This is a genomic window from Psychrobacter sp. CX90 (genome assembly GCF_057396305.2).
The window spans coordinates 1,572,382-1,595,458 of record NZ_CM182008.1 but is presented as its reverse complement, the minus strand read 5'-3'; the positions used below and the strand labels follow the sequence as shown (position 1 = coordinate 1,595,458).

Here is a 23,077-nt window from a genome sequence, read left to right as displayed (position 1 = left end):
CGTAGCGTATCGCTCAATACGTGCCAAGATAGTAGCGAAAAGCTAGATCAGCTACTAATAAAGCTTTACTAATACCTACTCATATAATCAGAAAAGCAGTTAGTTAACCAGCCTAGCACCCAAGCTTACCTTCTGCCTCTAACGCTCTTTTGCTACGAATTGGTGCAGGGCAGTCTTCGCCATAGAATTGACGGTCGGCAAAGTAGCTAGAGCGAACCATAGGCCCCGCCCAAATACTAAAGAAACCAATCTTTTTACCATAGTCCATATAACGTTGGAATTCATCTGGATGTACATAGCGCTCAACAGGAGCATGGTCTTTGCTGGGCTGTAAGTACTGACCTATGGTAATCATATCGACATCGTGCGCTTTGAGGTCATCCAGTAATGTGTAGACTTCTTCTTCGGTTTCGCCAAGACCCACCATAAAGCCGCATTTAGTGGCTATATCAGGGCGACGGGCTTTATATTCTTTAAGAAGATTGAGAGAGTGCTGATAGTCTGATCCTGGGCGAAATGCTTTGTATAAACGGGCTACAGTTTCGATATTATGATTAAATACGTCTGGGGGCGTTTCGGTTAGTAAATCTAAGGCAACTTCCATACGTCCACGGAAGTCGGGAACTAAAATTTCAATTAAGCAATTGGGGCTTAGTGCTTTAGATTCATTAATGACATCAACAAAATGCTGAGCCCCACCATCTTTTAAGTCATCACGATCTACTGAAGTGATAACCGCATACTTTAGACCTAAGCCTAAAATAGTTTCAGCGGTGTGACGTGGTTCGTCTTTATCGAGCTCATTGGGACGACCGTGTGCCACATCGCAAAATGGACAGCGGCGGGTGCATATATCACCCATAATCATAAAGGTGGCTGTTCCATCGCCAAAGCATTGTGGCAGGTTAGGGCAGGCCGCTTCTTCACAAACGGTATATAGTTTTTGTTTACGAAGCGTCTTTTTGATGCGGTCTACTTCAGATGGGGACGACATTTTAACCCGAATCCAGTCTGGTTTCTTAGGGGCTTCTATCGTAGGGATAACCTTAATTGGGATGCGTGCTACTTTGTCATAGCCACGAAGCTTCTCACCTTTAATTGCTTTTTTTGGTTTAGGCTTAGCCTCAGGCACAAAAGTTCTTACTGTAGTTGTCATAATTAGCTTCTGTCCTAACCCTTGTGATAATAAGGGTTTATTGATTTATCGAATAATAAAAGTAGTGCACTTATTATATCAGATATTAGGTTAGGCGCGGATAATTCAACCTTATAAACTAAAGGCAAATAAACACAACCTATTACTTGTTAAAAGAGCACCAAATAATTAGAGGGCTAGTACAATAAAATCGAAAAAGCACTAAGATTGAACAACGAGACTACTGAGCTCACAGCCTACTAAAATATAGCAAAAAACTACTCGCGGTCTAAATCGATACCCAACTCAGACAGGGCCTCTATTGCTGCTCGGAATGCTTCTTGTGTGGTAGGCGCTCCGCAGTAAGGTAAGCTATGCATGAGCACTTCACGAATCTCTTCGACTGTGGCACCATTATTAATAGCACCTCTAATATGGCCTTTAAGCTCATTTGGGCTCTTTTGAGCAATGAGAAAGGCTAGGGTAATTAACGAGCGGTATTTGCGGGGTAATATTGAGTCATCTTGCCAAGTGCTTCCCCAAGCATGTTCAATTATCCAATCCTGTAAAGGCTGTGTAAATGAAGTCGCTGACTCTAAAGAGCGTTTTACATGAGCGTCGCCCATTACCTCAGTACGTATCTTAAGTCCATTTTGGTAGTTGGTATCATCATTCATTGGGTTATCCTAAAAAAAATGTCACTAGTATGACGGGTTTAATAGTAAAAACATCATCAGCAGTTTAATGTAAAAATATACACACAATTGCCATCATGTAAACTTAAGACCCTTAAAATACTATCTTATAAACCTATAATATATTGAATTACTTAGTATTTAATTTATAGTCAGTTTGACTCTATATATCTTTAATGATGTGAAAAATAGGATCATTTTTTTAATAAATGTTGATTATGGCGATTAGAGAGCACTCTATTACAGTTTTGTGATTAACTTTTTGTCCGTTTTAGGCTATATTACCAAAGGACTTTAAACCCATCAGCAAGGTATCGGCAGCCCCCACAGCTCTACTTATTTAAGAGTTTCCTCGTGAGTGCTACCCAACCTGTATAAAATAATTAAAGAGGACGCTTATTGTGTTAGACGCCTATCGTAAACATGTCGAAGAACGTGCCCAGCTTGGTACTGTACCCCTCCCTCTATCAGAACATCAAACTGCTGAATTAATTGCATTATTAAAAAACCCACCAGCAGGTGAAGAAGAGTTTTTAATGGATCTGCTGGTTAACCGTGTTCCAGCGGGTGTTGACCAAGCCGCCTATGTAAAAGCTGCCTTTTTAGCTGCTATCGTGAAAGGGGAAACAACGTCACCTTTAATAGATAAGAAAAAAGCAGTCGATATTTTAGGTACGATGCAAGGGGGCTATAACGTATTGCCGTTAGTAGACGCGTTAGATGATGCCGAATTGGCTGAAAACGCTGCGACAGCGCTGAAAAGAACGTTATTAGTATTCGATGCGTTTAATGACGTTACTGAAAAAGCGGAAGCGGGTAACGAGAAAGCGAAAGAAGTTATTAAATCTTGGGCAGATGCAGAATGGTTTTTAAACCGCCCAGAAGTACCGCAAAAAACGACTTATACCGCATTCAAAGTAACGGGCGAGACCAATACAGATGACTTGTCTCCTGCACAAGACGCATGGAGCCGTCCTGATATCCCATTACATTCATTAGCGATGCACAAAAACTCTCGTGATGGCATTCAAGCTGATGAAGAGGGTGTACGTGGTCCAATGAAACTAGTTGAGGAGCTGAAAGAGAAAGGATATCCATTGGCTTATGTCGGTGATGTGGTTGGTACCGGTTCAAGTCGTAAGTCAGCAACTAACTCCGTACTTTGGTTAATGGGCGATGATATCCCTAACGTACCAAACAAACGAGCTGGCGGCCTAGTATTAGGCGGCAAAATTGCCCCTATCTTCTATAACACTATGGAAGACTCAGGCGCCTTGCCAATTGAAAATGTGCAAGTTGATAACATCAACATGGGCGATGTCTTTGACATTTATCCCTATGAAGGCAAAATCACTAAGCATGATTCTGATGAAGTCTTATCAAGCTTCAAGCTTAACTCAAACACCCTGTTAGACGAAGTTCGTGCGGGTGGTCGTATTCCATTAATTGTTGGTCGTGCGTTGACTAACCGTGCTCGTGACTACTTAGGTCTTGAGCATTCAGACGTATTTGCAAAACCAGAACAACCTGCTGGCTCTGATAAAGGCTTTACTTTAGCTCAGAAAATGGTCGGTAAAGCTTGTGGTATGGAAGGCGTCCGCCCAGGTATGTACTGCGAGCCTAAGATGACCACTGTTGGCTCACAAGATACCACCGGTCCTATGACGCGTGATGAGCTTAAAGACTTAGCTTGCCTTGGTTTCCAAGCCGATTTAGTGATGCAGTCTTTCTGTCACACGGCCGCTTATCCAAAGCCAGTTGACGTAGAAACTCAGCATACCCTTCCTGACTTTATCATGAACCGTGGTGGTGTTAGCTTACGTCCAGGTGACGGTATTATTCACAGTTGGTTAAACCGTATGTTACTCCCTGATACGGTTGGTACTGGTGGTGACTCGCATACGCGTTTCCCAATGGGTATCTCATTCCCAGCCGGTTCAGGTTTGGTGGCATTCGCTGCCGCTACTGGCGTTATGCCACTAGATATGCCTGAATCTGTACGTGTTCGTTTCGTAGGTGAGCGTCAGCCAGGTATCACACTACGTGACCTAGTTCATGCTATTCCATTACAAGCGATCAAAGAAGGTTACTTAACCGTTGATAAAAAAGGTAAGATTAACGAATTTAACGGTCGTATCCTTGAGATTGAAGGCTTAGAAGACTTAACCGTTGAGCAAGCGTTTGAGCTATCAGATGCCTCAGCTGAGCGTAGCGCTGCTGGCTGTACTATTACCTTATCTGAAGAGTCGGTCACTGAGTACTTAAACTCAAATATCACGTTATTGAAGTGGATGATTTCTGAAGGCTATGGTGATGCGCGTACGTTAAGCCGCCGTATTGAAGCGATGCAAGAATGGTTAGATAACCCAAGCTTAATGCGTGCTGACGAAGATGCAGAATATGCTATTGATATTACTATCGATATGAGCGAAATTAAAGAGCCTGTTCTGTGTTGTCCAAACGATCCAGATGATGCTAAGACATTATCAGATGTCGCTGGTGCAAAAATTGATGAAGTATTCATCGGTTCTTGTATGACTAATATTGGTCATTTCCGTGCCGCTGGTAAGTTGCTTCAAGAAGTGCCAGCAGGTAGCCTGAAAACTCGTTTATGGATAGCGCCACCGACTAAGATGGATGCTCGCGAGTTAATGGAAGAGGGGTATTACAACATCTATGCACAAGCTGGCGCACGTACCGAAATGCCAGGGTGTTCACTGTGTATGGGTAACCAAGCACGTATAGCCCCTAATTCTACTGCGGTATCGACGTCTACTCGTAACTTCCCGAACCGTTTGGGTCAAGGCGCTGATGTCTATCTTGCTTCTGCTGAATTGGCCTCAGTTGCTGCTGTTCTGGGTAGATTACCTACCAATGAAGAATACCAGCAGTATGCTGGTAAGCTTAACAGCATGGGCGAAGAAGTATATCGCTATATGAACTTCGATAGAATGGATACGTACTCTGATGAAGCGGACAAAATTAATGTCGCGCAATTATCATAAGTTGACCTGCTAAAGCTTAGCTTAAAAAAAAGCCCCGTATTCGAGATACGGGGCTTTTTTATGGGAAGCCAACCTCATTTAGCAAACCAAACTCTAAATTTGCAACCTCTAACAATTTGTTAGGCAGCTATTCTATTCTCACGCTTGTATATAAGTATGACAATAGTAGATTAAATGGAGTTGACAGCGTCACGATTTATAAGTTCGCCAACTATAAAAGTAGCACAGCCTTTAACCCACTAATTACTGATTATAAACAGGCTTACGTTTTTCAATAAAAGAGGTAACGCCTTCAATAAAGTCATCACTCTGCGACATCCTAAACTGTTGTAGAACTTCCATATCTAATGCTTCGTTCAGACCCGAATAGGCGTGTACATTAATCATGTGCTTCATTGTTTCAAGCGATTTTGCAGGTAGGGCACTCAGTCTTTCAGCCAGTGCTTGAGTCGTATCATCCAAATCGTCAACACTAACGACCTTATTGACTAAATTTAGACGATCCATATCTTGTGCCGTTAGTGTATCGCCTAACATGACCATTTCAGTAGTCTTAGCAGCGCCAACAAGTTGATTGAGTAGATAAATCCCACCCGCATCTGGAATAAGACCAATATTTACGAATGCTTGTACAAACTTTGCATTATCAGCTGCTATGCGAAAATCACAAGTTAACGCCAGATTCATACCAGCGCCAGCGACAGCGCCTTCAAGTTTAGCGATGATTGGCTTATGAATCTTGCGAAGCATTAAACTGACCTCGCCAGCCCCATTAACCATCGATTTGATTTTTGCCCCTAACACCGCTTTATCTAAACCACCCTCTAACATCTCTTTAATATCACCACCACTAGAGAAGTTACCCCCTGAACCTTGCAAAATAATGACTCGTACATCGTCATCCGCTTCAGCTTGACTCAGTGCAGATAACACACACTTCTTCATTGATGTGTTAAAAGCATTGAGGCTTTTTGGGTCATTTAGTGTCAGTCTAGCGATATGATTGTCGACACTATAAATAACTGAATCTTGTGAGGAGGGTTGGCTCATATTGGTAGGTATCCTATTTGTGTTAATGTGGGTGTTGGTATGCGATACGCTTTATCTTCAAAGTTGATGGATCTTTTAGTTCAGGTATTTCATGCCGTTGTCTAGTTCAATAGCTGAGTTAAATAGCGTCGTTCAGTCACTGAATTCAATACTGAAAATAAGCAATACTGAAAATAAGCAATAGCTTGCAGGGTTTATTATATAAAAGGTATAGGCGTATCATTCATCAAACTGTCCTTCCATACTCATATACATCTCGGGTGTTAGATTCACAAATCGAGTATATTGACCTTCAAACCCTAAGCGCACTGTACCAATTGGACCATTACGCTGTTTACCAATAATAATCTCGGCAACACCCTTATGATCCGAGTTCTCGTTGTATACCTCATCTCTATAAATAAAGGTAATTAAATCAGCATCCTGTTCAATTGCACCCGACTCACGTAAATCAGACATAATAGGACGTTTATTTGGTCTGTTTTCTAAGCTTCGGTTCAACTGGGATAGCGCAACAACAGGACAGTTAAGCTCACGAGCAAGGGCTTTAAGGCTCCGTGAAATTTCTGAAATCTCTTCAACTCGGTTGCCACTTAAGCTAGGTACTTTCATCAACTGCAAATAATCGACAATAACCATACCCATTTTACCACCATGATTTTTAGCAATTCTTCTACAGCGTGAGCGTAGCTCAGATGGGGGTAGAGCGGTACTGTCATCTATATAGAGCTGCTTTTCCTGTAGATGGGTAATCGCACCCATCATTTTTACCCACTCATCTTCACTCATTTGACCAGAACGTAAATGGGTTTGGTTGATTTGACCCCAAGACGACAACAGTCGCATGACGATTGATTCAGCTGGCATCTCCATAGAGAAGACGACCACTGGCAGGTTTTCGTGAAATAGCACACCCTCAGCAAGGTTCATGGCAAAGGTTGTTTTACCCATAGAGGGTCGAGCTGCAACGATGATTAAATCACCTGCTTGTAAACCTTGTGTTTTATTATTCAATTCGGTAAAGGGGGTTCTCAGACCAATCATGCCATCAGGATTATGTTTTAGCTCTTCAATTTGTTCAACAACATTAACTAACACTGAATTGACGTCAACTGGTCCACGCTGCTCTGCACGGTTGTTATGTTGCTCATTAATGGCAAAAATCTTCGCCTCTACATTATCCAAGATATCGCTAACGGTTCTTTCTTTGGGGTCATAAGAGAGGGCTAACATCTCGTTACCCACAGTAATCATCTGGCGTAGGGTAGAAAGCTCGCGCACACGTTGGGCATAAGCGGTTAAGTTAAAAAGAGTGCCTGGGCTTTGGGTCAAGATGTCGGCAAGGTAGCTTTCGCCACCAGCAGATTTTAGCAGTTTTTGCGTGCTTAACCAATCATGTACCATGACGGTATCATAGGGCTCACCGACTAAAGCCAAATGAGCGATAGCGGCAAAAATGTGTTGATGTCTCCCCGCATAAAAGTCATCTTTAGTAACAATGTCTGAAATCTTATCATAAGATTCTTCAATGCTCATCAAAGAGGCAATAAGGGCCTTTTCGATATCAATGTTATGGGGAGGTTGTTGACTAAGTAAATCTGCTAATCCAACATCATTATTATCTTTAGAGGTTGTTTTTTTCTTGTTATCTGCCATGGAGTTAAATTCTTGTGGGTCAGTATGTAGCTATTAAGTTTAGCCATTAGGTTTATTTATTAAGTTCAGCTAATGAGCCTAGATATCAAAGTTTAGATAATAAACAAACTAAACATCGTGAAAGAGTATGACGACATAGGTAACATTTTGCATAATTTAAATAAGAGGAAAACCTTTAGATAAAATTAGTCTGTCTCAAATAAATATGCTACGGTGTTGAGTTTGTTTAATGTTCTACTTTTAATATCTTGGGTCAGTTGCCTTGTCTTGATGTTATTACAGGTTAACTATATATAGTGCGTGATTTTATGGTTATAAATGTTGTTACCCTTCAATAATTTAAAATTAAAGTACGCCATTTTCAACTTTTATGTGCGTTAAAAAAGATAGAGTGGTTTAGCCCTGACATGAGCGGTATCCTACTGGTCTGGGCGTGTTGCGAGGACTTGGCTAGAGGTGGTGTCGAGGTAACAGTAACGCATCTTGCCTTAGTCCTCGCTCCGCCTAGGCTAGTAGATACAAGCGGTGGGCAGGATTAGCTACAAACTCTAGGGGGTTTAAAGGTTAAGACTGTTATATTAAAGTATATAATTATTTTACTTATAAGTTTTAAAAATATGAGTGATATGAATCAGTCTATCACATTGATAGAAGTGCATAAAAGAATACAGTAGTAATACATCAATATGATGCTAATGATACGCCTATATAATTAGAAAACAGGATGCCGTATGTCAGTTTCCGACGCTCAAAATAGAGATGCTCAAAATAAAAAGACAAACAAATCATTACCACTGGTCATAACTACTGGAGAGCCAGCAGGTATTGGTATGGATATTTTGCTACAACTTGCTGTTAGTAAGAAGCTGTCGCAGCTAAATAGAGCCGTGATTGTATTGGCTGATGAAAAGGCGTTGCAAAGCCGCTATGTGCAAATATATGGTGATATGAATTCTAAAAGTCTGCTGTGGCGAAAAATAGCAGAAGCAGAGACCCTGCAAAATACAGATGACGTTATAAAAAAGTTTGAGCATAATTTACAGCCTATCAACCCAGATCAACACACTGCTTTTTTACTGATTGACACCCCCTGTAGTAACCCAGTAATAGCTGGGAGTTTGGATAGCAATAATGCTCAAATGGTTATGACCCAATTAGAGCTTGCCCACATCCTTGCTTTGAATAAAGATGTATCTGCTATCGTGACTGGGCCACTGCAAAAGTCGGTACTTATTGAAGCGGGTTTAACGCTAACGGATGGTACGATGTTTACGGGTCATACTGAGTTTTTTATGCAGAAAAGTGGTTGTGATAAGGTAGTGATGATGCTGGCAAATCCTGCGATGAAGGTGGCCTTAGTGACTACTCATTTACCCCTACGAGAAGTTGCAGATGCGATTACCAAGGATAACCTCCGTAAAACGGTACAAATTGTATTGAATGATTTAAAACAAAAATTTGGACTATCTCAGCCTAAAGTTTTAGTGTGCGGATTAAATCCTCATGCTGGAGAGGATGGACATTTGGGTATGGAGGAGGTTGAGATAATAAATCCTGTTCTAAAAGAGTTTCAAGACAGTGGAGTGACTATCTCTTTGGCGATGCCCGCTGATACGTTGTTTACCAAACGCCATTTACAACATTGTGATGCGGTCATTGCCATGTATCATGACCAAGGGTTACCTGTACTGAAATCTCACGGTTTTGGTAATACGGTCAATTTAACGTTAGGGTTACCTTATATTCGTACCTCTGTAGATCATGGTACTGCTCTTGACTTAGCAGGAAGCGGCCAATCAAATAGTAGCAGTTTATGGCAAGCTTTAAAAATGGCAGACGAGATGGCGTTTGAAGCTTAAGCCATAGACTGATAATTTTGAATATTTAAAGCGTAGCGTTCACTTAGTCTAAGACTTGTAGAACGGGAAGTAAGGGCATTACGGACATCTGCTTTGCTTGTATCGATTTTAAAAGTACCGATTATAGGGATTGGTTATCATAAAGCGGTTAACTGATTTAGGATAAATTGTTCATATAATTTGCAGGCGCAGTTTCGAAGACCCTTATTCGTCATTAACCCATTAAAAGATGCCTTCACTCCTTAGCTTAAGCGTTTAGAGCCACTAACTTGAGTAGATAGAGAAGGGTAGGGTTGAAAAATCCTTAAAATAGCTTTAATTATGCTAAACTTAACCTTCCAAAATCAAAAAAAACTTCATATATGACACGTTCTGCTAATCTTAAGTCTGTATCAAAAAAATCCTCGCATCAACCTAGAAAGCGCTTTGGCCAAAACTTTCTACATGATGACAGTATCATTGCACAAATCGTTGATTCGATTGGTTTGAATCGTGATGATAACCTCATTGAAATTGGCCCTGGTATGGGGGCATTGACTGAACCCTTGTTGGAGCAGGTAGAGGCAATGACGGTTATTGAGCTTGATCGTGATTTAGCGAGCAGTTTAAGGCTGCGCATAGGTGCAAATAGTCATCCAAATTTTGATGTTGTCTCAGCGAATGCGATGCAGTTTGATTATGCATCGCTATTTGATAGTGATAATAAGGCAAAAAAACTACGTATTGTCGGAAATCTACCCTATAACATATCAACACCGCTATTATTTAAGCTTCTTGAATACGCTAATATTATTGAAGATATGCATTTTATGCTGCAAAAAGAGGTCGTGGAGCGTATCACGGCAGATGTGGGTAGTAAAACGTACGGTCGACTGTCCGTGATTATGCAGTATCACTGTGAAGCTGATTATTTGCTTACCGTGCCTAGGGGGGCTTTTAATCCACCACCTAAAGTAACGAGTGCTTTTTTTCGTTTGCGACCTCATGCCGTAAAACCAGTGCAAGCCGTGGATGAGGAAATGTTCTCGATTGTGGTACGTGAAACATTTAACCACAGACGTAAAACCTTACGTGCTATTTTCAAGAAGTCCTCATTAATGCCAACTCTAACAGATGAAGATTTAGCGACCATAGAAATTGAGGGTAATGCACGTCCAGAAACATTGGATGTCGCAGACTTTGTGGCATTAAGTAATTTGGTAGTCTCAAGACAATGACGCATTTAATTTATATTATGGAGCGACGTAATCCCAAATAACCTATAATTAGTCGAACCACTCTTAAAGTGTTACAGCGTTAAGCTCACTAAGCCGACAACTGTAGTACTTGCGCTCGCTTGCCTTGTGCCACTTTTTTAGATTGATTAACTATAAAGAGATTAGAGTATATTTATGAGTTATCGAGCCGAATACGTTATCGGAGATTTACAAGGATGTTATGCTGCTTATGTAGATTTATTAGATGAGATTGAATTTGATCCCAATCAAGACAAATTGTGGTTTGTAGGTGACCTAGTGGCTCGGGGAGAAGACTCCTTATCTACGCTAAGACATGTAAAAATGCTTTGTGAAAAAGGGGCAGCTGCGACGGTTTTAGGTAATCATGATATTACTTTAATTGCCGCTTGGCGCGGTATTACGTCTGTTAGAAAGAAAGATAAAACAGCCCCCATCTTTGATGCGCCAGATTGTGATGACTTGTTAAATTGGTTACGCAGGCAACCGTTATTAGTGTGTCCCAGTGATGACACAGTTATCGTCCATGCTGGAATCCCACCCCACTGGAAAATTAGCGATGCAATGGCCTATGCGCGTGAAGTAGAAGTCCAATTATCAAGTAGCCTTTGGCAGTTGGATCGAATGTTACCGCACTTATATAGCAAACAGGCAGATGATTGGTCAGAGTCGTTAACTGGCTTTGCGCGTCTTCGAGCGATTACTAACTACTTTACCCGTATGCGTTTGTGCAAACAGGATGGCACGCTAGAATTTAACTTCAAATCAAGTCTAGACGATGAGATGCCAGAAGGGTTTCTCCCGTGGTTTGAGTGGCTAGTACCCCGTCAACGTAAAGTTTTATTTGGCCATTGGGCTGCTTTAAAAGCTGAAATAGACTTGCCTCACGTAAGGGCGCTAGACGGCGGCTGTGTGTGGGGTAATTGTTTGGTTGCTTATAGGCTGTCAGATGGCAAGACGTTTACCACATCAGCAAATTGTCCTAAAAATTGAACCAAACGTTGGCTCTAATAGCGCATCTTAATGACAATCCCTTTAAACCCCTATTATCTTTGAACCTTATGATATAAAAGTTTGCACCCAAACTACTCGGGAAGTTTGGGTGGGTTTTTAGGCTTTGGTAATGGCGTTTTTGCATTTTTGGTTTGATCGTGTTTATCCGGCTGCATTTTATACGCTGAATCGTCAATTTGAACCTCTTTACCCTTCACAGGGTCGTTTGGCACACAGCTGTTTGGATTTCCGTCATGGTTATTTAGTATGGTAAAGTTGTCATTTGAAATCAGCTCATAATGTAAGTCGCTTAAGGACACTAACTTCTCATCTTCATATTTTTCAAAATCTGATATGTTTTGGGTAGCTACTGAGGTTGAAAGATTGTCCTCTTTAGCAGAAATATCACTGTCTTCAATGTTTACTTTATGGGCTTTACTTTCGATAGCAACGCCTTCTGGGGTCACTTTCACACCAGATAAACGGCGAACCGCAAAATGTTTAGGAAAGAGTTTCTTTTTTTGAGAATTATTCATATCTTCATAAATCATGTAGCCCTTGCTGTCTATTTTTGCATATTTCATGGGTTCAGGACGAGGTAAGAAGAAATCTCTTGGCTGAGTGATCATATGAGTAAGCATAAGCTTACCTACGGTCTTCCATTCAGGTAGATGTACACCTTTCGAGCGCATGGCTACAATCATCGCCAATGAGAAACTTACTAATAAGTTAATGATACCAATCAAGGCAACGCCCAATAATGACATGAGAACAAGAGCAAGACTAAAGTCATCAGCAGCAATATTAAATAGGCCATGGGCAAAGTTAGCTGCTGAAAAGGCGATGTGGCGAATGTCTAACGGCATGCCAAATATATAACCAATAGTGGCTGTACTGCCTAGAAACACCCCAAACAAGAAGTTACTCATAATGGCGCCCAAGTTATTGTCAACGAATGTACCCAAACGTTCGACCCATGACTTAGGCATTACTTTTAGTAAAAGCTTATGATTAGCAATACGTGCGCCAATATTATTGAATAGCGCTAAGTTATCGTAATAACCCGCTATTAACCCTGCTAAAAACAAATAGACACCTGCAATTGCTGCATGAAAAAGTGCTGGCGAGTGTAGGGGGTCTAGATCATGTAACAGATGCCCAGCTTTATCAGTCGTTATCATTGGTAGACCGCTATATTGAAACCAAGCAAACGAGATAGCAAGAGCCAATGGCATGGCGATAAGCACGTTGCCCATAATCGCAATAAATTGGGTACGCATTATATCTACCATAAGCTCAGATAGTTTTGCTAACTTATGTGATTTTTTACCCGAGCTATCTGATATGGTTGATGCAATGGCAGCGGCAGTCATCGCAGGTTGTTTGGTAGCGACTGTACCATGAATGATATGAATAAATACAAAGCCCAAGCCATAAATCATGCTATTAACAAAGGCTCGGCTCATGGGAGCCAAATCAAGATCATACGAGAGAATTTTCATAGTTGCCATGAAGGCAATAATAAAGCCACCGATAGCCGCTTTCTTGAACATTTTTATATAGCCCGATTTATCGGTACTAATATAGTGCTCGCCAACTCGGCCAGAGTTTTCAGTGATTTTGCGAGATAAGAGTTTGGTGTTGTTATTGATTAGGTAGCCAATGCTATAGCGTCTTTTAACACTCACAATGATGGCTTCAGCCAATTCAACCAATGCTTTGTCGCGGTTCTTATGATTGTCAGCGAGTAATTCACTTAAAATTCGCATCCGCTTGATACTTTGCTCTAGGCGCAGCAACATATTGGTAAGGCGAATCGAAATACCCGTTTTGTATATGCGTTTTCGAACCGTATTTACAATACTGTCACACTGCTCTAGCATAACTAACAGGGGGGCAGGATCTATATCTTCGTGAGGTTTTACATCTCGATGTTTGTCAAGTTGATGAGCCTCTCGGTACTCATCTGCAAATAAAACCGCTTCTTGGTTCTGGGCAACAAATGCTGCTGAATAATCTAACATTTGTGGGTAAGATTTCATTAAATCTGGGTGAAGACCAACCCCACTAATGCGATAAGATAGTATAACCATCGCATTTAAAATATTGTTTTTAGCTGTGGCGACTAAATTTAAATGGTCATCATCGACCACAAGAAGGTCAATAAGCTGATACCACAGAGTAGGGTCTATGCTATTTAGCCAATGCAAGTCATCTTTATTATCAAATAAAAAATCAACCAGATCGACAACCGAGTTATCCTCAGGTAGTAAAGGAGCAATGCGGTGGCCAACAAGGCGCATCAGGCTATTAGAAAAGCCTTCATCAGAGAAGATACCCGTATCGGTAAATGAAGCGATACAGTTGTGTTTATTTAGTAACGTAAAAATAAAAACAGCCAGTCCGTTTGCATATTCTGGATGTTTATTCAATAGCTTAATGAGTAAGCGAATATTTTCATTCGATTTGTCAGGATTCGATCTGGATACTTGTTCAGGGACACGCAAATGCTCAATGAGATCTTTGAGAAGATGTGCCTCAGGCAGATCGCTCAATGCATTGATTTTATGTAGGATATTTTTTAGATCAGACATTTGCATTCCTCAATTAAGCAGCACAGAAATTTATATCATTTATCAATAAAACTCAATTATTATTGTGCTAATAACTTGCCTAATTTGTGCGTTACTGTAACCTTAGATATTACTTATCAGGTATTACTTATATATAAGGCTTTATTATTGATTGATATCTATTTATCTTTCTATTCATACTAGTGTTGTCAATGACAGTTATGATAATAAGGCTAAGTGGGAAAAGTAGCATTAAAAAAATTAGGAATAAAAAAGACAGCTTTTAAAAGCTGTCTTTTTTTTAAAATTCTAATGAATATGATTTAACTAACATTCGCTGCGAAATAAGACAAATCAAAGTCCATTATAGGATCACTGCCTGTCTTAACCATTTCTGCGTGGGCGTGAAGACGAGGCAAAACACGGCCAACGTAATAACTGGCGAGTTTTAACTTATTAGCATAAAACTCACCTTCTTTATCATGCGCCGCTTCTACCATCATGGCGAACATGTAAGAAAAGCATAAGTAGCCCATGGCATGTAGGTAATCCACAGCACAGCCATTAATTTCACTCTTACGGTTTGCAATATTCGCAATAACAGTCTTCGTTAAAGTTTCTAAGGTATCTGCCGCATCTAGAGTCGCTTGTTTAATTTCGTGCTCAGCATGCATATTTGCAATAAAATCACGAATCTCGCCGACAAAGTTTTCAAGATATTTACCGTTGTTTCGCGCAATCTTGCGACCAAGTAAATCGAGTGCTTGAATACCATTAGTGCCTTCATAAATCTGGGCAATTCGAGTATCACGGACAATTTGCTCCATTCCCCATTCGCGAATATAACCGTGACCACCAAACACTTGCTGGCAGTCAACCGTTGCTTCAAACCCTTTATCAGTTAGGAAGGCTTTTGCAATGGGGGTCAATAGGGCAACACGAGCGGCAGCAGCTTGAGCATTGTCTGCATCAACGCTAAATTTAGATTCGTCTAATTGTTTAGCAACATACATAGCAAAGCAACGAGAAGCCTCAGAGGTTACACGAGCGTTTAAAAGCATTCGGCGTACATCGGCATGATGAATGATAGCGTCCGCCGGCTTTTCTGGGCTTTGAATTTGAGTATCACTGCGACCTTGCCCACGCTCGTTAGCATATGCTGCTGCATTTTGATAGGCAAGCTCAGTGCCACCTAGCCCTTGTAGGCCCATAGTCACACGCTCATAGTTCATCATGATGAACATAGACGCCAAACCGGTATTTTCTTGACCGACCATCCAGCCTTTAGCATCATCAAAGTTCATAACACAAGTCGCTGAGCCTTTGATACCCATTTTGTGTTCAATTGAGCCAGCAGCTAAGGAATTTCTTTCCCCTAAGCTACCATCTTCATTGACTATAAATTTAGGGACAACAAAAAGTGAAATACCTTTTGAGCCTTCAGGCGCATTGGGTGTTTTTGCCAATACTAAGTGGATAATATTTTGTGATAAATCATGCTCACCTGCGGTTATAAAAATCTTTGTACCAGAGACTGCATAGCTGCCATCATCATTAGGAACGGCTTTGGTTTTAATAATACCCAAGTCTGTTCCAGCATGTGGTTCAGTTAAACACATGGTACCAGACCATTCGCCACTATAAAGCTTGTCTAAATAGGTTTGTTTTTGTTCCTCTGAGCCGGAAGCAAGTAAACAAAGCGTCGCACCTACGGTTAGATTCGGGTATAGAGCAAATGCTTGATTGGTAGTAAAAAGCATTTCTTCGGTTAGCATGGTTACCATTTTAGGGAAGCCTTGACCACCGTATTCGGGATCGCCACCAAGGCCAATCCAGCCTCCTTCAGCATATTGCTTATATGCGTCTTTAAAACCTTCAGGAGTAGTCACGACACCATCACCTTGATAGATCGCACCTTCTTCATCTCCACTACGATTCAAGGGTAGTATCACATTTTTTGACAGCTTGGCCATTTCTTCCAAAATCATGTTGACGGTATCCATATCAACATGAGACAGATTTTCGTTGGCTTGCCAAAAGTCTTCAACTTTGAAGACGTCGTTTAGCATGAAACGCATATCGTCGAGAGGTGGGTTGTAAACTGACATAGTTTATCCTTTGATTTAATTTTGAGGTAAGCAATAACTGGTTTGGCTTAAGCTTTCTTAACTAGGACTTTAAATATATCACGCTAAGTAGATAAGTGGTTCTAAATAAGTATGTCTATAAGTATGTCTATAAGTAGGCTAAATAAATAGGCTAAGTTAACTTTGAATGCTATTAATTTTATGCATAAATGCTACTAACTTAAATAGTAGCATTTAATCTTTATGCTAAATAGTATTAAGAACGTTTGTTATTAAAACGCAAACTGGTCTACTCTCATACTCATATATGGCTCAGTACCAGTGTCAATACGGGCTACATAAGTGCGAGTGCGCGGTAATAATTTAGCAAAATAGAATTGTGCCGTTTTAATTTTAGCATCATAAAAATCTTTTTCAGTGGTATCACTCGCCAATGCTTTCTTAGAGACTGCTGCCATACGAGCCCATAAATAAGCTAAAGTAACATATCCGCTGAAATACATATAATCAACGGCTGCTGCGCCCACTGAATCAGGGTTCTCAGTCGCTTGCATGCCGATACGCGCTGTTATATCCCCCCATTCTTTATTTAACTTAGCCAATGGACGAACAAATTCCCCCATAGAGTCATCATCAGCATGCTCTTGGCAGAATTTATGAATAACTTTAGTGAAATTAGCTAACATTTTACCTTGTGATCCCAACACTTTACGACCTAGCAAATCTAAAGATTGGATTTCAGTAGTACCTTCATATAGACAAGCGATACGAGTATCACGTACGTTCTGTTCCATACCCCATTCACGAATAAAACCATGACCACCAAATACTTGTATACCATGGTTAGCTGCTTCATAACCTGTTTCAGTTAAGAATGCCTTAGCAATTGGGGTTAGTAAAGAAAGCATTTGATCTGCATATTGCTGCTCTTCGCCAATGCCTTTATCTACTGTATCCGCAAACATAGATAGATAGTAAATTAAAGCACGTCCACCTTCAGCGAACGCCTTTTGAGTTAACAACATATTTCTAACCGCAGGGTGAACAATAATAGGGTCTGCTACTTTATCTGGTGCTTTCGCTCCTGAAATAGAGCGCATCGCTAGACGTTCTTTAGCATACTCAAGTGACCCTTGGAAGGCTAATTCAGAAGCGGTCACACCTTGCACTGCAGTACCAATACGAGCGACGTTCATAAACGTAAACATACAGTTTAGACCACGGTTTTCTGGTCCAATTAAATAGCCTTTCGCACCGTCAAAGTTCATAACACAGGTAGCAGATGCTTTGATACCCATCTTATGTTCAATAGAACCACAAGTTACGTGGTTACGCTCACCTAAGCTACCATCTTCATTGATATTAAATTTGGGTACAATAAATAGTGAAATGCCTTTTGTACCTGCAGGCGCACCCGGTAGTCGAGCCAATACGATATGTATAATATTATCCGTCATATCATGCTCACCTGCTGAAATGAAGATCTTTTGACCAGTAATACTGTAAGTACCATCTTCATTAGGTTCTGCTTTAGTGCGTATTAATCCTAAGTCAGAACCTGCGTGCGCTTCTGTCAGACACATAGTACCTGACCATGCACCCGTGACCATTTTTTCAAGATAGGTCGCTTTTTGTTCATCGGTACCATGGTGTTCAAGGGTAGCGATAGCGCCATGAGATAAACCAGGATACATTGAAAATGACCAGTTTGCAGAACCAATAATCTCATTAACTACAGTACTTAATGAGAATGGCATGCCTTGACCACCAAACTTTTCTTCAGCAGCTAAAGCCGCAAACCCAAGTTCACTGTACTGTTTATAGGCTTCTTTAAAACCTTTAGGTGTCGTTACTTCGCCATTATTAAACTGACACCCTTCTTCATCACCACTACGGTTTAAAGGGGCTAGTTCATTTTCTGCAAAGCTAGCAGCGGCTTCAATATAGCTGTCTACAATGTCACTTTCCACTTCATTATATTGAGGTATGCTCTTATAATGTGAGGTACTGTCTAATAGCTCATGTAAAACGAATTGCATATCACGAAAAGGGGCTTTATATTGCATGAGATTATCCTTAGTTAGTAAAATAGCGTTGGGTTGGGTTAGCTTTTTTATTTAAAGTTGGGTAAATGATATTTTTGTACTCTCATTATTGGCTATTCGCCTAACAGGTAAGCTGACCTAAACCAAAGCTCTGCTTATCAAATTAATGGCTAATAGGGTCTGTTGAATATCTACCATGTCATCATAACAATGGTAAAGGTTTGAGAGTAATTTTCTTACGAAGATAAATATTCAACAGCCCCTAGTTATGTCTAATATGTCTAAAAAGTGGGTTAATGAGGTACACAAAAATGTAATCTTCTATAATTTGCATAGCCGCAAACTATATAAAATTTAACTGCAAGATTAGATTTATAAATAATTAAGGCAGACAAGAGCTGAAATAGAGTTGTCACTAATCCTCTTTTTAATTATGAAAAGATAGAGGGTCAGCCATTTTTTTACAAGCAACAGCAAAGACTTATGGGTCACAAAAAAAATATTGAATTAACTAGAATTTAATTGTTTGGTGTTAAGAACGAGGAGTTGGCAGAATAATAGGTCACTATTGATTGCAGTGTAAACTTATAACATTTTAAAGTTAGAGAACTTTAAAGTTAGAGTGCTTTTCAGCCAGAGTCGTTTTAACTAACTTATTATTCAAAACAGGGTTAATGTGAAATTGAATCGACTCTTTAGCATGGCTATAAGAGAGAACTAGCAAGGTAATAAGTGAAAGATAAGGTCGTAATCTATCTTATTTAGAGCTCATATATAGCAGAGTAGATAAGGCCACTACAGGGGCGGTTTCAGTGCGTAGTATTCGGTTGCCAAGTTGCCATGGTAGATAGTTTGCTTGACGTGCTAACTGATATTCTGCATTCGACAAACCACCTTCTGCGCCAATTAAAACATCAAAACGAGGTATAAAGGCATGGGATTCATCTGCTCGAATCTTAAAATGCCTATTGATTGCGTCATCTGCATCTATTGTTAATAGCTCTTCCTGACTAGGTACGGCTAAAACAAGGGATAAAGCAGACTCTTGTAGGTAGGATTGATAAAAACCTGAATCCATTAAATAATGTACACTGTCATGAGCCTTACCCACTTCTCCTTTTAGCCATGCTTCGATAGGCAGTGGCGATAAAACGACAGTAGGGCGGTTAAGTCCGCACTGCTCGCTCGCGGATAGCGCGACTTGTTGCCAGTGATTGAGTTTTTTATCCAGCTGATTGGCTTTTAGTCTGACTTCACCATATTGACTGGTTAGAAGTTGAATAGCTGTTGCACCAAGTTCCGTCGATTTTTGGATAGCATAATCCATTTTATCTCCCCGACTCATCACAATGGCAATAGTGCTGTAGTATTCTGGAGAGTTATCAATATTATTATGGGCGATGATACGAGCAACAGCTGTTTTTTTATCGATTGTTTGTAGTTCGATGACACTCTGACCACCTAAACCATCAAACATAATACTTTGGTCGCCAGCTTTGGCACGAAGTACTCGGCACCAATGATGATATACCTCATCAGGTAGTGCGAAAGTAGTCTCTAAAGCCAAATCATTAAGTCGAGTCCATTTATACGTGCTATTTGACGACTCAGAGGGACAATAGGCTGCACCCGAACCCGAATGATCAGAGTATGAGTTTAAATTGGCATTATAGAAAAATCGGCGCATGACGTTAAATACTCAAGCTAGTAGAAGTTAAATTTAATGATTCTACCAAACGTTTATTAGGCTCAATACGATTCATGCTGTAAAAGTGCAACCCTGGAACGCCTTCTTCTATTAGAATCTCACATAAGCGATGGACAACCTCAAAACCAAACTGACGGATCGATTTGCGATCGTCACCGTAATCTGCCAATTGTTTACGGATATAACGTGGAATGTCAGCGCCACAACTATCAGCAAAGCGTATTAAGCTGGTAGCGTTAATAATCGGCATGATACCAGCAACAATAGGGTGTTTGGTAGTATCAACACCACGTTTTTCTAACGAATCCCGTAGGTATAAATAGCTCTCCGCATTATAAAAGAACTGAGTAATAGCTGAGTTAGCACCTGCTTCAAATTTATTAATGAGATTTTGTACATCAAATTCAAAGCTTTTAGCTTGTGGGTGCATTTCAGGATACGCAGCCACTTCGATGTGAAAATGCTCTCCAGTTTGCTTTCGAATAAAGCGAACTAAATCTACGGCAAAAGGTAATTCCCCCATGCCTACTTGGCCAGATGGCAAATCTCCACGAAGCGCTACGATGCGACTGATACCAATCGATTTGTAATGCGCTAGTAGATTACTAATTTCGGACTTGTCATCGCCGATGCATGAAATGTGCGGTGCTATCTGGGTGTCAGAGCGACCATGTAGTGCGTCAACGATTCCTAACGTACGTTGACGTGTAGTACCACCCGCCCCATACGTGACTGAGAAATAGCTAGGAGATAGCTCATTTAGAGAGTCAAAGGTGTGACACAGTTTCTCAACACCTTCATCCGTCTTGGTTGGAAAAAATTCAAATGAGAATTTTGGCTTATTCATTTTTTATCCTTGATGAGAATAATTGGTCAGCCTATTTTAGGGCAGGTCATTATGATTAAATGAAGACGTGATAATTAAATAATGACATGCCCTAGACCTTTAGTGATATGAACAACCGCCTTGACTGCCAACTTTAAGTTCGATATAAAAATAAAGTTTCTTGGTTAACAAGGCTGTTTAGGTATTGATTCTCTAGGCTGATATTGTCAGCTAGTATTTGTAGTCGTTAGGTTTGAAGGGGCCTTCAACCGGAACACCTAAATAGTCAGCTTGCTCAGGGGTCAGTTTTGTCATCACACCATTAAAGCCAGCAACCATCGCAGCAGCAACTTCTTCATCAAGTTTTTTTGGTAATACACGAACATATAGATTATCTGCTTGCTCATCAACAGGTAACTCAGAGAATTTTCTTTCATGCAAGTACATTTGTGCTAAGACCTGGTTAGCAAACGAGCCATCCATAATGCGGGAAGGGTGCCCTGTGGCATTGCCAAGATTAACCAGACGACCTTCGGATAATAAAATTAAGTAATCCTTTTTATCTCCAGAGCGATACACTTGGTGAACTTGGGGTTTAATTTCTACCCAATTCCAGTTGTCACGCATGAATTGAGTGTCAATCTCAGTATCAAAGTGACCAATATTACAAACAACAGCACCTGATTTAAGAGCAGCGAGCATGTGCTTATCACACACATGGTAGTTACCAGTAGTGGTTACAATAAGATCAGTGTCTTGCAATAAACGAGTATTGACACTATCAGCTGAATTGGTGTTGTTACCATTAATATAGGGAGATACAAGCTCAAAGCCATCCATGCAGGCCTGCATAGCACAAATGGGATCTATCTCAGAGACACGAACAATCATACCTTCTTGGCGTAGGCTTTGAGCAGACCCTTTACCAACATCGCCATAGCCGATGACTAAGGCACGGCGTCCCGCAAGTAGCATATCTGTACCACGTTTAATCGCATCATTTAAACTATGTCGACACCCGTATTTATTATCATTCTTAGATTTTGTGACTGCATCGTTAACATTAATAGCAGGTACTTTAAGGGTACCTTTGTTTAACATATCAATCAGACGATGTACCCCAGTAGTAGTTTCCTCAGAGATACCATTGATGGTCTTAAGCATCTGAGGATACTCATTATGAATAAGGGCAGTTAAGTCGCCCCCATCGTCTAATATTAAGTTAGCATCCCAAAGCTTGCCATTATCTTCACCACCCACAAAAAGCTGTTGGCGTAAGCACCATTCATACTCTTCTTCCGTCTCACCTTTCCAAGCAAATACAGAAACACCGCTGGCAGCAATAGCGGCGGCAGCGTGATCTTGAGTGGAGAAAATATTACAAGACGTCCAACGCACTTCAGCACCGAGTGCTATTAGTGTTTCGATAAGCACCGCCGTTTGAATGGTCATATGGATACAACCAAGAATTTTTGCACCTGCTAAAGGCTGTTCAGCACTATAGCGCTTACGTAAACCCATAAGCGCCGGCATTTCAGCTTCAGCTAATGAAATTTCATGGCGACCATACTCAGCTAAACTGATATCAGCAACTTTATAATCTGTAAAATGGGAAGTTTGTTTCGAATCGATATTAGACACTGCGTCCATCTCGAGCTCCTAGTTAATGATTAGAGTAAATTAAAATGAGGCGCAGGTGTCGTTGTTTATTTGCTACTGATTTATCTTGATAAAGTTTTAACCCATAACTTACGTACCCTGTCTTAAGAGCTATGTCATAAGAAGCTTATCTAAACTTGCATAGATGTCTTTAACAGGTAGAAATGTAAAAATGATAACGGTATCATCGTCAAAATTGAGACTATAAGATTTTGGTTGATCGCAGTAGCATACCGAGCCTGACAGAACTGTTTTACAGATACATTAGAATTATAGCAGTAGACTAAAAAACCGCCTTTTGACTTCTAAAATGTACTAGCGAAACAAACTGTTGCAACACCTCTCGGTTATCTAACTATTCTAATAGATGTTAGCTATAAAGTCATCTAAGTAAAAAAAGCTATGTAAGTAATCAAAGCTATACTCTCAATATAAGCCTATATTTATGAACATAGCAGCGCTTGAAATAAAATAATTAGTCCTAATATAGAAACCCGTAGGAGATAAAATAATCTATAGATTTAAATTGAACTTTCTAGTTAACCGTAGGA

Annotated in this window: 14 protein-coding genes; 4 read left to right on the top strand and 10 right to left on the bottom strand. The window is 40.4% G+C overall.

The genetic code is table 11. The features are described from left to right. Positions 1-112: 112 nt before the first annotated feature. Complete coding sequence (lipA, locus tag AC2SLN_RS06275) at positions 113-1,156, bottom strand: lipoyl synthase (RefSeq protein ID WP_486529873.1); 1,044 nt, start codon at positions 1,154-1,156, stop codon at positions 113-115. A gap of 257 nt (positions 1,157-1,413) precedes the next feature. Further along, positions 1,414-1,812, bottom strand: coding sequence for a carboxymuconolactone decarboxylase family protein (locus AC2SLN_RS06270; protein ID WP_486529874.1), 399 nt, complete (start codon positions 1,810-1,812; stop codon positions 1,414-1,416). Positions 1,813-2,231: 419 nt separating this feature from the next. Here AC2SLN_RS06270 and acnB point away from each other — a divergent pair, with 419 nt between their 5' ends. Then, positions 2,232-4,835: a bifunctional aconitate hydratase 2/2-methylisocitrate dehydratase gene (gene acnB, locus AC2SLN_RS06265; protein ID WP_486549338.1), complete on the top strand. Its 2,604-nt coding sequence runs from the start codon at positions 2,232-2,234 to the stop codon at positions 4,833-4,835. Between the two features lie 243 nt (positions 4,836-5,078). On the opposite strand, the gene AC2SLN_RS06260 is transcribed toward acnB, so the two are convergent. Both AC2SLN_RS06260 and dnaB read right to left on the bottom strand, forming a co-directional pair. Next, complete coding sequence (locus tag AC2SLN_RS06260) at positions 5,079-5,885, bottom strand: enoyl-CoA hydratase/isomerase family protein (protein ID WP_486549339.1); 807 nt, start codon at positions 5,883-5,885, stop codon at positions 5,079-5,081. 219 nt (positions 5,886-6,104) lie between these two features. Next, a complete protein-coding gene (gene dnaB, locus AC2SLN_RS06255) occupies positions 6,105-7,541 on the bottom strand; it encodes a replicative DNA helicase (RefSeq protein ID WP_486549340.1) in 1,437 nt (478 codons plus the stop codon). 731 nt (positions 7,542-8,272) lie between these two features. On the opposite strand from dnaB, the gene pdxA reads away from it, so the two are divergent. The 3 genes from pdxA to AC2SLN_RS06240 all read left to right on the top strand — a co-directional run bounded on the left by pdxA (position 8,273) and on the right by AC2SLN_RS06240 (position 11,628). Next, entirely contained in the window at positions 8,273-9,400 is a 1,128-nt protein-coding gene (gene pdxA, locus AC2SLN_RS06250) for a 4-hydroxythreonine-4-phosphate dehydrogenase PdxA (protein ID WP_486549341.1), read from the top strand. 362 nt (positions 9,401-9,762) lie between these two features. Next, positions 9,763-10,617, top strand: a complete 855-nt coding sequence (gene rsmA, locus AC2SLN_RS06245; protein ID WP_486549342.1) for a 16S rRNA (adenine(1518)-N(6)/adenine(1519)-N(6))-dimethyltransferase RsmA — start codon at positions 9,763-9,765, stop codon at positions 10,615-10,617. 174 nt (positions 10,618-10,791) lie between these two features. After that, a complete protein-coding gene (locus AC2SLN_RS06240) occupies positions 10,792-11,628 on the top strand; it encodes a symmetrical bis(5'-nucleosyl)-tetraphosphatase (RefSeq protein WP_486549343.1) in 837 nt (278 codons plus the stop codon). Positions 11,629-11,720: 92 nt separating this feature from the next. Here the strand turns inward: AC2SLN_RS06240 and AC2SLN_RS06235 are convergent, their stop codons facing one another. The 6 genes from AC2SLN_RS06235 to ahcY form a co-directional block, all read right to left on the bottom strand. Then, a complete protein-coding gene (locus AC2SLN_RS06235) occupies positions 11,721-14,222 on the bottom strand; it encodes a site-specific recombinase (protein WP_486549344.1) in 2,502 nt (833 codons plus the stop codon). A gap of 302 nt (positions 14,223-14,524) precedes the next feature. Continuing rightward, positions 14,525-16,309: an acyl-CoA dehydrogenase C-terminal domain-containing protein gene (locus AC2SLN_RS06230; RefSeq protein ID WP_486549345.1), complete on the bottom strand. Its 1,785-nt coding sequence runs from the start codon at positions 16,307-16,309 to the stop codon at positions 14,525-14,527. Positions 16,310-16,560: 251 nt separating this feature from the next. Next, positions 16,561-18,354, bottom strand: a complete 1,794-nt coding sequence (locus AC2SLN_RS06225) for an acyl-CoA dehydrogenase C-terminal domain-containing protein (protein ID WP_486549346.1) — start codon at positions 18,352-18,354, stop codon at positions 16,561-16,563. A 736-nt stretch (positions 18,355-19,090) separates the two neighbouring features. Continuing rightward, the gene (locus tag AC2SLN_RS06220; protein WP_486549347.1) at positions 19,091-20,020 is read right to left on the bottom strand and encodes a 16S rRNA (uracil(1498)-N(3))-methyltransferase; all 930 of its coding nucleotides are present in this window, start codon (positions 20,018-20,020) and stop codon (positions 19,091-19,093) included. A 4-nt stretch (positions 20,021-20,024) separates the two neighbouring features. Then, positions 20,025-20,888, bottom strand: coding sequence for a methylenetetrahydrofolate reductase [NAD(P)H] (gene metF, locus AC2SLN_RS06215; RefSeq protein WP_486549348.1), 864 nt, complete (start codon positions 20,886-20,888; stop codon positions 20,025-20,027). Positions 20,889-21,098: 210 nt separating this feature from the next. Then, a complete protein-coding gene (gene ahcY / locus AC2SLN_RS06210; RefSeq protein WP_486549349.1) occupies positions 21,099-22,517 on the bottom strand; it encodes an adenosylhomocysteinase in 1,419 nt (472 codons plus the stop codon). Positions 22,518-23,077: the final 560 nt, after the last annotated feature.